Genomic DNA, 13,782 nt, shown 5'->3' with positions numbered 1-13,782 from the left:
TGGTGTTTAGTCAATATATTTATCCGTTTTTTGCGCACCACAGCTCCTCGCTTTTAAGCATGGTATTCAAGATCACGATGAGCTTTTGCATGCAGGCGATCAGTGCTATTTTCGGCATTTTGCCAGCCGCTTTGAGGCGCTGGTAATAGCGCTTAAAAACAGGCTTACACTGTATTGGCTGACATCATCGCCATAAGTATGACTGTGCGTATTCTATGGCGACCACCACGGATCCTGCGTTTGCCCTTGTAAGAGCCACTTTCGCGGTTCATTTAAAAGGACAAAAAGGAGTTGGATTTTGCTCCTTCGTCGCTAATTTTAGCCAATCATTTATGGGCCTCTTAGTAAGGCGGTAAATCTGACAGGATGAGTTGAAATCAAAAGCGAGTAGCCCGAGTGTGGCACTAATATTCAATCTACTCGCTTTGATATCTTGAAGGGACAGGGCTTATTTCTCTCCTACCACCAGCACCTTCGACTCAAGTGGTGCCAGTTCGAGTGTGACTTGGCCTCCCTTGGCCGTTAGTGTGAGGGGCGTGTTGGGCATGTTATCACTCAGCACTTCTTTAAGCGGGTAAGTGCCTGGTGCGAGTTGCCAGCGTTTTATGAGTGCGGCGGGAAGTTTTAGGGTCACCTGCTTACTCTTGTCTTTGGCGAAGTTGCTGATGATGATGACCTTCTGCTTGTCGTCGAAGCGGCTGAAGGCGAATAGCGCTTCATCATAGCCCTTACCTAGATCGATATTCGCCCTGTGCAGATCGCCATATTCGCCGCTTAGGGCGCTCAGGCTATGGCTGAGGTTCAACAACTTGGCGTAGTAGGCTCGCAGACTCAGCTCATCGGGTGATGACTGACCGCCGTCAAACTTGCCCTGGTTCATGAAGCGCTGGTGGGCCGGCACACCTATATAATCGAAGATGCTGGTGCGACTCGGCTTACCAAAGCCAGCCTCTTCGCTGCCATCTTCGCCCACTTCCTGACCGAAATAGAACAGGGTGGGCGCCTCACTCAATGTTGTCGATATCACCATGGCGGGCAGGGCGCTTTTGGGATCTCCGGCAAATTCAGGGCTGGCGATACGCTGCTCGTCATGGTTCTCCAGAAAATGCAGCATGTGCCCGGCGATGTCAGCAACGCTTTTGCGATCGCGCTCGATTGCTGGTGTGCCCGCCTTACCCTGGATGATCGCCTTGAGGCTGTCGTAGAGTCCGACTTTGTCGTAGAGGTAATCCATCTTGCCCAGATGAATGTAGTCACGGTAGCGACTTGGGGTATAGACCTCGGCGAGCAGCAGGGCATCAGGGTTCGTCTGTTTAATATTGCTGTTTAAGTAACTCCAGAAGGCGACTGGCACCATCTCGGCCATGTCATAGCGAAAACCGTCGACGCCCTTGGCTAGCCAGTACTGGGTAATCTGGTTGAACTTATGCCAGGAGCTGGGGATGCTTTGCTTGGGTACCTGTTGCCAGAAGGCGTAATGCTCGGCAACAGATTTGCTGTCAAAGCCCTTAGGCAACTGCGGATGATCTATGCTGCCATCTGGCTTGATGCCATAGTTGATCTTGACCGTCTCATACCAGTCATTCTGATCTGGCTTGGCCGCGCGGGCGCCATTACCCGTCCATTTGGCGGGGAACTCCTCGAACTTGCCATCGACGAGGGGATGGGCCTGGCCGCCGAGGGGCTTAAGGTCCTGGCTAAGATCTGGCACCTCGAAGGGGGTTCCCACCACATAATAGAAGTCGTTGTCTCTGGCGTAGGCTAGCCGAGTGTTGTCATCAGCGCCGAAGTCGCTCACCCCATGCGGGGCCGAAAGTGAGTGATAGCCGCGCGCCACATGGTTGGGCACTATGTCTATCACTACCTTCATCCCCGCGGCATGGGTGCGGGCGATCAACGCCTCGAACTCCTCAAGGCGCTTGGCGGGATCGTCTGCCAGATCCGGGTTAACGTTATAGTAATCTTTCACCGCATAGGGCGAGCCCGCACGGCCCTTGACCACATCGGGATCGTCCAATCCTATGTCATAGGTCTGATAGTCGCCCACCAGCGCGTGATGAGGAACCCCGGTATACCAGATATGGCTGACGCCGAGGGACTTGATGCTTTCGAGCGCCTTGGGCGTAAAGTCGCTGAACTTGCCTACGCCATTTTGCGCCTTGGTGCCCCAGGGGACATTGGCGGTCTGGGTGTTACCAAACAAGCGGGTGAACACCTGATAGATAACGGGTTTATCTACGTTTGCAACTTGCGTTTGGCTCACTTTGTTTGTGGCATTTTCATGCAGGCTCGCGCTGGAGCGAATCTCCATCTGCGGCAAGGCGATGGCCTGCGCCGATAGCAGCAGGGTAAAACCGCTAATGGTGGCTAAGCGAACCATGGGGTCTAAGGTCTTAAGCCTCTGACGTACTGGGCGAGCGCCCATAGGTTGTACTGATTTTGCTTTTAGCATCAATTGGCTTCCTCGATGGCGAGTAGGGTAACGCCTTGCTCCTTGAGGGAGAGGGTTTCATCAAGTATCACGCTTTCGCCTGTTATCACATTGCGCGCCTTGCGGGCATTGCCCAGTAGATCGCGATAGCGCTCGAGTAACAGTTCGACCGGCTTGTCGTTCTTGTTGAAGATGCTCATGAGACGTGCCTTGTCGCCGCAATCTTGCTGGCTACAGCGCATCTGCACGTAAACGCCATCTTTAGGCACATAGTGGCGAAGGCCGCCGTTGTGGATATAGCTCGCCGTCTTACGGAAGTTGAGCAGGGTACGGGTAAAGCTCAGCATGGATGCTTGATCCGCATTTAGCCCTTTGTTATCAAAAACGGAGATGGCATCACCCTCCCAACCGCCTGGGAAATCAGAGCGAGTAATACCGTCATTACGATCTTTGGTTGGACTTTGCATCAAAATTTCTGAGCCATAGAAGATCTGTGGTATGCGGTTACTGGTCAGCACATAGGCCAGCGCCATCTTAGTCAGTGCCAGGTTGTCACCCAGCAGGCTATAGATCCTATTGGTGTCGTGGTTGCCCTCGAAAAGAACCAGCTGTGTCGGGTCGGCATAGACCATGTCATTACCCAAAAATTCGAACAGGCGGATTAGACCATCACTCCAGCTCTCTTTCTCACTCAGCGCCTTTAATAGGGTCTCGTAGAGGGGGAAGTCCATCAGACTCGGCAGCGCCGATCGGTAGCCATCCTTGTTTACCTTGTCTTTCTGCCAATAGGCCACTGTGATGGGGTTACCTGTCCACTCTTCACCGACGATATTGAACTTAGGGTATTCGGCCATGATGGCCTTGGTCCAATCGACCAGGAAGTCCTTATCGGCATAGGAGTAGGTGTCTTCGCGAATGCCGCTGAGCTGGGCATATTCGACCCACCAGATGCTGTTTTGGATCAGGTAGTTGGCAAGCAGTGGCTGCTGCTGGTTTAGATCCGGCATCGACTCGACAAACCAGCCATGACTGAACTCTTGCTTGTCTTGCTCAGTAGCATAGGGGTCTTGCATCGTGGTGCGTCTGTGGCTGGTAAAGATAGGCTTAAGCGTCTTAACTTTCTCGGTTGCCGGGGCAAGGTTGAGCCAGTCCTGGCTGGGTAGATCCTGCATCCACCAGTGATTGGCACCGATATGATTGACCACCACATCGGCGATGATGCCAATGCCATGCTCTTTGGCCTTCACGGCAAGCTGACGGTAATCCTGGTTGCTGCCAAATCGGGGATCGATACGGTAGTGGTCGGTGACCGAGTAGCCGTGATAGGAGTACTCGGCCATATTGTTTTCGGTGAGCGGGTTGATCCACAGCTGAGTTACGCCGAGATCGGCCAGATAATCTAGGCTGTTGATGATCCCCTGAATATCACCGCCATGGCGGCCGCCGGGATTGCTGCGATCGGCGCGCTCTAGCATATCGCTCTGGTTGTCGTTACTTGGATCGCCGTTGGCGAAGCGATCCGGCGTGATGAGATAGATGACATCCTGGTTGCCAAAGCCCTGGCGGGCCGCGCTGGCGTTATCGCGCTTGAGTAGCTCATAGCTAACATGCATCGCCTCACGATCGGTTTGCTTGAAAGTGAGCTCAAGGGTCTGCGCCTTGGCGCCTTGGGTGTCCAGGTTCACAAACAGGTAGTTGGGGTTCTCGGTGGTCTCAACGCCTTTAAGGGTCACGCCGTCAGCCTTAATGCTGACCTTGGCCTTGGTGATATCTTTGCCGTGAACCATCAGCTGCAGCTGGCTGTGGTGCATGCCCGCCCACCAGTTGAGCGGCTCGATACGAAGAGATGCATTGTTGTTGGTGGCCTGAGCTGAAAAAGTGGTGCCACCCAGTGCAATGACAGCACCTAAAGCACCTAAAGCTATGCTTCGAGAGAGGTAAGAGAGTTTCATCTGGTTATCCTTTTTTACTCTGACTGCGCGGCGCAGTGTTGTTTGAGGTAGTCATCATGACTCGCCATGGCGTCAGTCGTCTTGGTGATGATTCTGTTTAGATTACGGAGTAGTTCTGTGGTTTGTTCTGTTGTCAGTGCGCTAGCGAGGGGATGGGCACTCGCAGGCATGAGGCCTTGCCCCAGCATCACCTGGGTCCAGGCATTTTCGCTAAAGAGGGATTCCTGGGGGCAATCTATTACGCCCGAGGCGGAGAATAATGCCATCTTGGCGGTTAAGGTATCTGGCACCGACATCTCGCGGCAATGTTGCCAAAATTCGTCATTATCCCTCTGATTTAATTTGTAATGTAAGATAATAAAGTCTCGTATCTGTTCAAACTCTTCAGCCGATTGGCGGTTATATTCATCCCTCAGTGCACCCATATTCAGCGGGTTAGGGAAAAGCTTTAACAGGCGTATGATACCGCTTTGAATGAGATGCAGACTGGTGGACTCCAGAGGTTCTAAGAAGCCACTTGAGAGCCCCAGTGAGACACAGTTCTTATGCCACTGCTTGGCGACGCGTCCCGGGATGAACTGAATCTTTCTCGGCTCGCCAATGGGCGCGCCGTCTACCTGTTTTTCCAGCAGTGATAAGGCCTCATCGTCACTCATGTATTGGCTCGAGTAGACGATGCCATTACCGGTCCTGTGTTGTAGTGGGATCTGCCAGCACCAGCCGGCCTTATGGGCGCTGGCCCGGGTATAGGGGCGCCTTGGCCGAGTTGCCATCGTCGGCATGGCGATGGCGCGGTCACACAGGAGCCATTCGCGGTAATCCAGGTACTCGACGTTAAGCGCCTGTTTGATGAGGAGGCCGTGAAATCCCGAGCAATCCAGATAGAGATCGCCGCGGATCCTTTCGCCGTTTTCGAGTTCGAGACAGTCGATATCACCGCTGTCGCCATCTAATAGGACTCGGGTTATCTTGCCTTCTTTACGGTTAACGCCGTTTTGCTGGCTGTAGTGTGCCAGCAGCTTACCATAGAGGCCTGCATCGAAATGGTAAGCATGATTGATCCCAGGAAGATCTGTGCCAGGAAGTTGAGCTAAGGGTTGAAACCGATTGGCCTTAGCAGCTTGATAGTTAAGGGAGTATCGCCAATAGTCACTTGCCGACTCAGGCTTCGACTTTAGCCAGAGGTGGCGAAAGGGGGTGAGCGCAAGATCTTTGCCCTGAGTGCCGAAGGCGTGCATGTACGCCTGATCCTGTTTGAGCCAATGCTCAAATTCGATCCCCAGCTTGTAGGTGCCCTGAGTCGCCCTAAGAAAGTCGTGTTCGTTAATGCCTAATGCGCGGTTGAAGAGCTGCAGAGGGGGGATGCTGGCTTCGCCAACACCGACGGTGGCGATTTGATCTGACTCGATCAGGGTGATCTTAAGTTGCCGGCCCATCATGCGACTAAGCATGGCTGCCGCCATCCAACCTGCGCTGCCGCCACCTACGATGACCAGGTGTTTAATCTCTGATGTCATGGCTTGCTCCTTAACTTACACCTTAAAAACCTACGCTTTAAAAACTTGTGCTTTAACAACTAGGACAATAATAGTCACCTTAAAAAAAAGCCCCCGTAACAGGGTTACAGAGGCTAATTTAAAGGCGTGTTAGCTTAGAACTTGTAGTTCAAACCTAACATATAGTTGCGACCATAGTTTTGGAAGTCACGCACTTCGCGCTTGTCATCACCAAAGTAAGAGGTGAATGGCTCGTTGGTCAGGTTGTTCACCTGGAAGAGCACCGACAGACCGTAAAGGGCGTCAATTCCACTCTCAGAGAAGTCATAACCAATCTGCGCGTCGACAACCGTCTCCGCCTTGATGTTCACGTTTTCACGCTGCAGGCTGATCTTGGTGACTTCACCCAGGAAGTCACTACGGTAGCGAGAGCTGACGCGAGCACTGAAGCCTGCGTTTTCGTAGTAAACCGTGGCGTTAAAGGTCTTCTCAGACAGACCCGGTAGCGTTGTTGGTTCACTATCTGGCGTTTCTTTTACTTCGCTATCGTTGTAGGTACCGCTTAGGATGGTACCAAAACCTTCCAAGCTGTCGGCAAACAGACCGAAGTCCAATGACAGTGATGCCTCAATACCGCGAACATAACCGCCTTGACCATTCTGTGGCTGAGTCACTCTGCCGATAGGGTTGCCCGTTTGCTCAGGGAACAGCTCACCAAAGTTGAAGTTGGATTGCTGATCATAGATATAGTTTTCCAGATCCTTGTAGAACACAGCCAGGGCGAAGTAGCCTTGATCGCTGAAGTAGTTCTCGTAGCTGATATCGTACTGACGGGCCAACCAAGGACGCAGATAAGGGTTACCTGCACCACCGGACCAGTTAACACCATCTGTTGGATTGGCGTTATAGCTGAAGTTAACGTTGGCGTTCATCTTATCCATGCGTGCACGGGTAAGGGTACGTGCAGCGGCAACGCGAACCATCTGACCTTCGGCGACTTCGAAGCCAAGGTTGATGCTAGGTAGCCATTCAGTGTAAGTATCACCTGCGGTGATAGGGGTTTTGACAACAGTCCCACTATCTGCCGTCGCTACCGTGCCGTCTGAGCTTTGGTCTGTGTAGACAGCCTGTAAACCAAGGTTACCTGTGACCGGGATATCATAGAGTTCGGTTTCAAGGTTTACCTTAACGAATGCCGTAGTCACCTCTTCCGATACATCCCACGAGTTGGTGGCACGTCCAAGATCCACCGAATCGGCGTTGGTTTCTATGTAGTTACCGTCGTTGTAGAAGGCGAGTGAGTCGTAGCTCAGCATGTCACCCATGCCAAAGAAAGCCAGCGATGTTGGGTCTAACAGGTACTTTTCTGGTACGGTCAGCATATCTGGGTAGTCTTTAAGCGTCAGATAGTAGCCGTTGTCGCGCTTGCTCTTTTCACGGTCGGTGCGATTCACACCAAACTGGATGCTGCTGATAGCGCCGTCATCGAAGATATACTCAGCCGCAAGGCGCAGTGACTTAAGCTCATCTTCAATCTCTGGCTTGTTGATGAAGCCATCCTGACTGTCGTTGTTATCATTGTTTAACGGATCGCCCCAGCTAAAGCCGCCGCCTAGCTTGATCAGATCGGGATCTGCGTAATTTAGGTTATGGGTGAAGTCATATCCGCCCTGACCGTCATATTCGAAACCTAAGCTGTCGGTGGTACCGTTGCCGTTACCACGGCCTGTTCCCGCATAACTTTCCATACCCAGATCGGTACGGCTTGCCTTAGAGAGGGCGACATCGGCTTCGATATTCCAGTTATCGTTGATGGCGTATTTGTTGTTCCAACCAATCGACAGTGACTCGGCGTCACGCACGTTGATGTCGTTACGTACGAGTACTGCTGCGTCGTTGATCACACCTTTGGTTACCAGACCGTCTTGGGTTTCCAGCGCGGTGATGCCTGAGTTTGCCCAGCCGCCACCCCATTGACCTGGGATCTCGATGCCGCGAAGACGCTGTTCATCTTTAAACTTGGTGTAGTAGAGGTCGATAACAGACTTAAAGCTGTCGTTTGGCTGATACTCGAATACGGCGAGTACGCCGTCGCGTTCAAGTTCGCTCGAGCGAACGAATGGCTTGGCACCGCCTAATACCTTAGGGTTTTCGGGGTTGTAATCTAGCTCTGGGTACCCCCAGGCCTGCCAGCGTTCTTCCTGGTTAGGCGATTGCATACGGGCGTAGCCCAGCGCAATACCTATGGTTTCATCGGCGAATTGGTCGATGTATGAGATGCTGCTGCGGTATCCCTTGTCGGTTGAATCGCTGTTAAGTGCACCAAGATCGTTCATTTCACCGCGAAGTGAGACAGCGACTGTCTGTTCACCATGAATTAGGGGGCTAATGGTCTGCATATCGACGGTACCGCCGATAGCTTGTGCCATCACAGAGGCATCCGGTGTCTTGTAAACCACAACGCGGTTTAGCAGCTCGGAAGGGTATTGGTCGAACTCAACACCACGGTTGTCGTTAACCGAGGCCTGTTCGCGGCCGTTTAAGGTGGCGGTCGTAAAGTCTGGGCCCAGACCGCGAATCGAAATAACGTTCGCGCGGCCATCGAGACGCTGCGCGGCAACACCCGGCAGGCGAGCTAACGACTCGGCGATACTCACGTCTGGCAACTTACCTATGTCTTCAGCCGAAATGGCTTCGACCACAGATGATGAGGACATCTTGAGTGATTGAGACTCTTGCAAGCTGCGACGGATCCCGGTGACTTCAATCACTTCGATCGACTGCTGGGCTTGCGCTTGGTCTTCTGTCTCTACCGCGTCTGCTGCAAAACCCTGCACACTGACACCGGCGGTAAGCAGGGCTAGCGTGAGTAGGTTAGGTTTAAATTGAAACATCCATCTTCCCCTTTTTTCACTCTATTCATTCTGTATTACTTCTTATGTGTGAAATTAAGGGGGGACCCTTGTTCACAGCTATATAGGTGAATGAGAGTGCTTGTTATTGTACTTGTTTCTAAGTTGTTATGTAGCAGACCCGATACTACTCTCGCATTCGTCGCGGTCACAATATTATGCATACGTATTCAAAAGTGACCCAAGCCTCATAAAGGCCGCCATTTGGGGTGCGCAAGGTCACAAAATAGCCCGCCAAAATCAGATTAACTCTATGTTTTTATTTGCCTTTACTCTAGGTGCCTAGAAGGTGCTTCACGCCTGTCTGTTTTGCATACGTATGCAGTGGTGTTGAACCCGATTTCCCGGATGACGTATGCTCGTTTCATTCTAATAACAATTGTTCGTCGACAACGATTGGGTGACAGGTATGCAACCCGAAGGCAGGCAGCTGCCTTTAATATAGTCGTTGGTGACATAGGGGCGATAATGAACCAACTCTACTGGTGGCGCGGCGCCGTCATCTATCAGATCTATCCTCGCAGCTTAATGGATTCCAATGGCGACGGTGTCGGGGACCTACAGGGCATTATCAGTAAACTCGATTATATTGCGAGCCTGAATGTCGATGCCATCTGGATCTCGCCTTTCTTCAAGTCACCGATGAAAGACTTCGGTTATGACATCAGTGATTACCTGGCTATCGATCCGCTGTTTGGCACCATGGACGACTTCGACGAGCTGATCGACAAGGCCCATCGTCTGGGGATCAAGGTGATTATCGATCAGGTGTTGAGTCATACCTCAGATCAACACGCCTGGTTTAGCGAGAGCCGTCAGAGCCGCGACAATGCCAAGCAAGACTGGTATGTCTGGGCCGATCCTAAGCCCGACGGGACGGCGCCGAACAACTGGCTGGCGATCTTCGGTGGCTGCGCCTGGGAGTGGGAGCCACGTCGTCAACAATATTATCTGCACAACTTCCTAACCAGTCAGCCGGATCTCAACTTCCACAACCCTGATGTACGCCGCGCGGTGCTGCAGAACGTCAAGTTCTGGCTCGATAAGGGAGTGGATGGCTTTCGCCTCGATGCGATCACCTTCTGCTATCACGACGAGCAGCTCAGAGACAATCCGGCCAAGCCCGCAGACAAGCGTCAGGGCAGGGGCTTTAGCGAAGATAACCCCTACGCCTACCAGTATCACTACTTCAATAACACCCGCCCGCAGACCGTCGGCTTTATCGAGGAGCTGCGCGCGCTTATCGACCAATATCCCGGCGTGGTTACCCTGGGCGAGGTCTCATCGGAAGACTCGCTGGCCACCATGGCCGAATATACCCAGGGTGAGGATCGCCTGCATATGGCCTACAGCTTCGAGCTGCTCACCGATGACTTTAGCCCGGCTTATATTCGCCAAACTGTCGAGGCCCTTGAGCAGAGCATAGGTGATGGCTGGCCCTGTTGGGCGATAGGTAATCACGACGTGCAGCGTGTCGCGACCCGCTGGGGCCGAGAAGCCTTCAATGCGGACATGGGCAAGATGCTCAATGCTTTGCTCTGTTCCCTCAGGGGCAGCGTCTGTATCTATCAGGGAGAAGAGCTGGGTCTGGGTGAGGTAGAGATCGCCTATGAACAGCTACAAGACCCCTTTGGCATCACCTTCTGGCCTATGTTCAAGGGGCGTGACGGTTGCCGAACGCCTATGCCTTGGCGTCATGACGCTAACCATGGCGGCTTCAGTGACAATAGCCCCTGGCTGCCTGTACCGGCAGCTCACAAGGCGATGGCGGTCGACGTTCAAGAGGCCGATCCCGCATCGATTCTGAATCACTACCGCCATATGCTGACCTGGCGTAAGCAGCACCCCGTGTTGATCTCGGGTGATATCAAATTTATTGAGTCAACTGGCGCACTCTTGGTGTTTGAACGACGCCTAGGTGAGCAGAGCTTATTAGTGGCCTTTAACTTGAGCGGTGAGCCACAAAGCTACAGCCTTGCAGGCGAGGGGATGACCAGCTTGACGCCGTTGGCCGGGCACGGTCTGCCTAAGGCTGAGCTGTCGGGTGATTCGATACAATTTGCTCCCTTTGGCTGTTTCTACGCCGTTAACTAGAGGCTTGGCTATCTAGGTCTCCAGAAATCAGGGCTCAAAACAATCTATTTGCGTGAAAATTTTTAACAGCACAATCAGTTAACAGCACAATCAGAAAGATAAAATAACAAAAGAGAACTTAACCATGGCAATGATGCAACAAAGTAGCACAGCTACCGGGGTCGGTGGCGAGCAGGAGAACTATCGTTTCGCGTTAGTCTCCCTGACTTCGCTGTTTTTCATGTGGGGCTTTATCACCTGTCTAAACGACATATTGATCCCCCACCTTAAGGCGGCGTTTTCGCTGAACTATGCCGAGGCGATGCTGATCCAGTTCTGCTTCTTCGGCGCCTACTTCCTGGTCTCTATGCCGGCCGGTAAGCTGGTGAGGGCCCTTGGCTATCAGAAAGGGATAGTCACAGGCTTGCTGATCGCGGCGCTGGGCTGCGCGCTCTTCTATCCTGCGGCGGCGCTGGCGACTTACGGTCTCTTCTTGGGCGCACTGTTTGTGCTGGCCTCTGGGATCACTATCTTGCAGGTGGCGGCAAACCCCTATGTTAACGCCCTGGGCAGCGTCGAAACCGCCTCTAGCCGTCTAAACCTGACCCAGGCCTTTAACGCCTTGGGCACCACAGTTGCGCCTTACTTTGGCGCCGTGCTAATTCTCTCGGTTGCCGTTGAAGCCAGCGAGACCCTGACCCAGGCACAGGCCGAGGCGGAAGTGGTTAAGCTGCCTTATCTGATCCTCGCCAGTGCCCTTGGTATTCTGGCGTTGGTATTTGCCAAGCTGGATCTGCCGCAGATCAAAGAGCATTGCCAAAGCGGTGAGCAAGGCGAGCTGGTGCATAATGGCAAGACCAGCGCGCTGCAATCTGTTCACTTAGTACTGGGCGCCGTGGGTATCTTCGTCTACGTGGGCGCCGAGGTCTCTATCGGTAGCTTCCTGGTTAACTTCTTGGCCCAGGATGACATTGCCGGACTCAGTGAGGCCAGCGCCGCGAGTTACATCACCTATTACTGGGGCGGTGCCATGGTGGGTCGCTTCATCGGTAGTGCCGTGATGCAGAAGGTGCCTGCCGGTACCGTACTTGGTTTCAACGCCCTGATGGCGGCGCTCTTGGTTGCGCTGGCCATGACCAGTAAGGGTAACGTCGCCATGTGGGCGATTCTGGCGGTTGGCCTGTTTAACTCCATCATGTTCCCAACCATCTTCAGTCTGGCACTTAGGGATCTTGGCCCTCACACCTCACAAGGTTCTGGTGTGCTGTGCTTGGCCATCGTGGGCGGCGCGATCCTGCCGCTGCTGCAGGGTGTGCTTGCCGATAATATTGGTATCCAGCAGGCCTTCTTCCTGCCAATCATCTGTTACCTGTTTATTATGTTTTATGGCGTGAAAGGGTCTAAGCTTTAAGGCATAATGCGTTTACCGTAATGCCATTAGTAAGAGGCAAGCAGCAATGCTTGCCTTTTTTATTGCCAGAATGGCTGCTAGCGCTTGCCTAATAGGGGCTTAACTCCTATGATCGCCAGCGATTTTTATTATCTAGGCTCTGCTACTTTAGGCTCTACTATGTTAAATGCGTCGCTATCTCCAAGTTCAACCGAATTAGTTATCAATGTGCTGGCCATGGTGCTGGAAGAGGGCAAACCGCTGGACAGAGCCTATTCCCATCACTTCTCTGGACTGAAGTTAGCACCGTCCGAGCAGGCGCGTATCACCTATGTGACCGGCGATCTGCTGCGTCGTCTCAACTTCTACTGTCATCTGGCCGATATCTCAACCGATGAGATAACCCGTATGGGATCACGCCTGCTCAATGCCTGGCACATGGCTAACGAGCTGCCTATACCTAAGTTGCAGTACACCCTGGCGATCGAAGAAGCCGATTTTAACCAGCGTTTAGCCGATGCCAAGCAGCAGGAAGCCCTGTTCGATGGCTGCCCCGAATGGCTCGATACCTTGGGCCAGCAGCAGTTGGGCGATGACTGGGCCAAGGAGCGCGCCGCGCTGGCACAGGCGCCTAAGCGCTATCTGCGCGTCAACCCGCTCAAGACAGATCGTGAGGATCTGGTCAAGCGCCTGGCAAAGGAAGGGGTCGAGACCCGTGAGGTGCCGGGTGTGCCGAGCGCGCTCGAGGTTATCTCTGATGCGGCGCTGTTTCGCACCGAGAGCTTTAAGCAGGGGCTGTTTGAGCAGCAGGACGCTGGTTCTCAGCATGTCGCGGCGGCCGTAGGCGCAGAGCCTGGCATGCGAGTTATCGATGCCTGCGCCGGCGCCGGCGGTAAGACGCTCGCCATTGCCGCGCAGATGCAGGGTAAGGGCAGACTGCTTGCCATGGATGTGGAGCAGTGGAAACTGGACAACTTGAAACAGCGAGCGCGCCGCGCCGCAGCCCATAACGTCGAGACCCGCATCATTGCCAGCAGCAAGACCATCAAGCGTCTTAAACTGAGCGCCGACAGGGTGCTGCTGGACGTGCCTTGTTCTGGCCTTGGGGTTCTCAAGCGTAATCCCGATGCCAAGTGGCGTGATACGCCGGAGCGTCTGCCGGTATTGGTCGAGCTGCAAAAGGAGATCCTGCAGAGCTATAGCCGCATGGTGAAGGTCGACGGCATCTTGATCTACGCCACTTGCTCCATCATGCCACAGGAGAATCGCCAGCAGGTAGATGCCTTCCTGTCTGCCAATCCACACTTTAGCTTCATCGACGATGAAACCGTTAGCGTGGCCGACAGCGGCTTCGACGGCTTCTACTTGGCGCGCATGAAACGCACCGCGATCTCTGCTTAATCTGCATTCAGTGATCTGGGTCACAGGTGTCGGCTCAGGGCGTGGGCAACTGCGCAGTAAGCCGACACTTGCCTCCTTTCGGGCTACAACAGGCCCAACAAATAGTGATATCATCTCTCCTTTCAAT

7 protein-coding genes and 1 pseudogene are annotated in these 13,782 nt (G+C 53.3%); 3 read left to right on the top strand and 5 right to left on the bottom strand.

Annotated elements, in window-relative coordinates; translation table 11 throughout:
- Window positions 1-19: 19 nt before the first annotated feature.
- The 5 genes and pseudogenes from L1D47_RS02360 to L1D47_RS02340 form a co-directional block, all read right to left on the bottom strand.
- Window positions 20-317, bottom strand: a pseudogene (locus L1D47_RS02360) (transposase); the annotation flags it as partial.
- 131 nt (window positions 318-448) lie between these two features.
- The gene (locus tag L1D47_RS02355) at window positions 449-2,311 is read right to left on the bottom strand and encodes an alpha-amylase family protein (RefSeq protein ID WP_239882437.1); all 1,863 of its coding nucleotides are present in this window, start codon (window positions 2,309-2,311) and stop codon (window positions 449-451) included.
- Window positions 2,312-2,451: 140 nt separating this feature from the next.
- Window positions 2,452-4,383, bottom strand: coding sequence for a glycoside hydrolase family 13 protein (locus tag L1D47_RS02350; RefSeq protein ID WP_239882401.1), 1,932 nt, complete (start codon window positions 4,381-4,383; stop codon window positions 2,452-2,454).
- Between the two features lie 14 nt (window positions 4,384-4,397).
- Window positions 4,398-5,900: a tryptophan halogenase family protein gene (locus tag L1D47_RS02345; RefSeq protein WP_239882400.1), complete on the bottom strand. Its 1,503-nt coding sequence runs from the start codon at window positions 5,898-5,900 to the stop codon at window positions 4,398-4,400.
- Window positions 5,901-6,034: 134 nt separating this feature from the next.
- A complete protein-coding gene (locus L1D47_RS02340) occupies window positions 6,035-8,773 on the bottom strand; it encodes a TonB-dependent receptor (RefSeq protein WP_239882399.1) in 2,739 nt (912 codons plus the stop codon).
- Between the two features lie 486 nt (window positions 8,774-9,259).
- Here L1D47_RS02340 and L1D47_RS02335 point away from each other — a divergent pair, with 486 nt between their 5' ends.
- From L1D47_RS02335 to L1D47_RS02325, 3 genes are all read left to right on the top strand, one after another.
- The gene (locus tag L1D47_RS02335; RefSeq protein WP_239882398.1) at window positions 9,260-10,885 is read left to right on the top strand and encodes an alpha-glucosidase; all 1,626 of its coding nucleotides are present in this window, start codon (window positions 9,260-9,262) and stop codon (window positions 10,883-10,885) included.
- Between the two features lie 124 nt (window positions 10,886-11,009).
- On the top strand, window positions 11,010-12,275 hold the full coding sequence (locus L1D47_RS02330; protein ID WP_239882397.1) for a sugar MFS transporter: 1,266 nt from the start codon (window positions 11,010-11,012) through the stop codon (window positions 12,273-12,275).
- A 159-nt stretch (window positions 12,276-12,434) separates the two neighbouring features.
- Window positions 12,435-13,655, top strand: coding sequence for an RsmB/NOP family class I SAM-dependent RNA methyltransferase (locus tag L1D47_RS02325; protein WP_239882396.1), 1,221 nt, complete (start codon window positions 12,435-12,437; stop codon window positions 13,653-13,655).
- Window positions 13,656-13,782: the final 127 nt, after the last annotated feature.

This window comes from Shewanella sp. Isolate7 (genome assembly GCF_022398425.1).
GTDB lineage: Bacteria > Pseudomonadota > Gammaproteobacteria > Enterobacterales > Shewanellaceae > Shewanella.
Note: the sequence above shows the minus strand (reverse complement) of the source record. Positions and strands in the feature narration are given on the sequence as shown.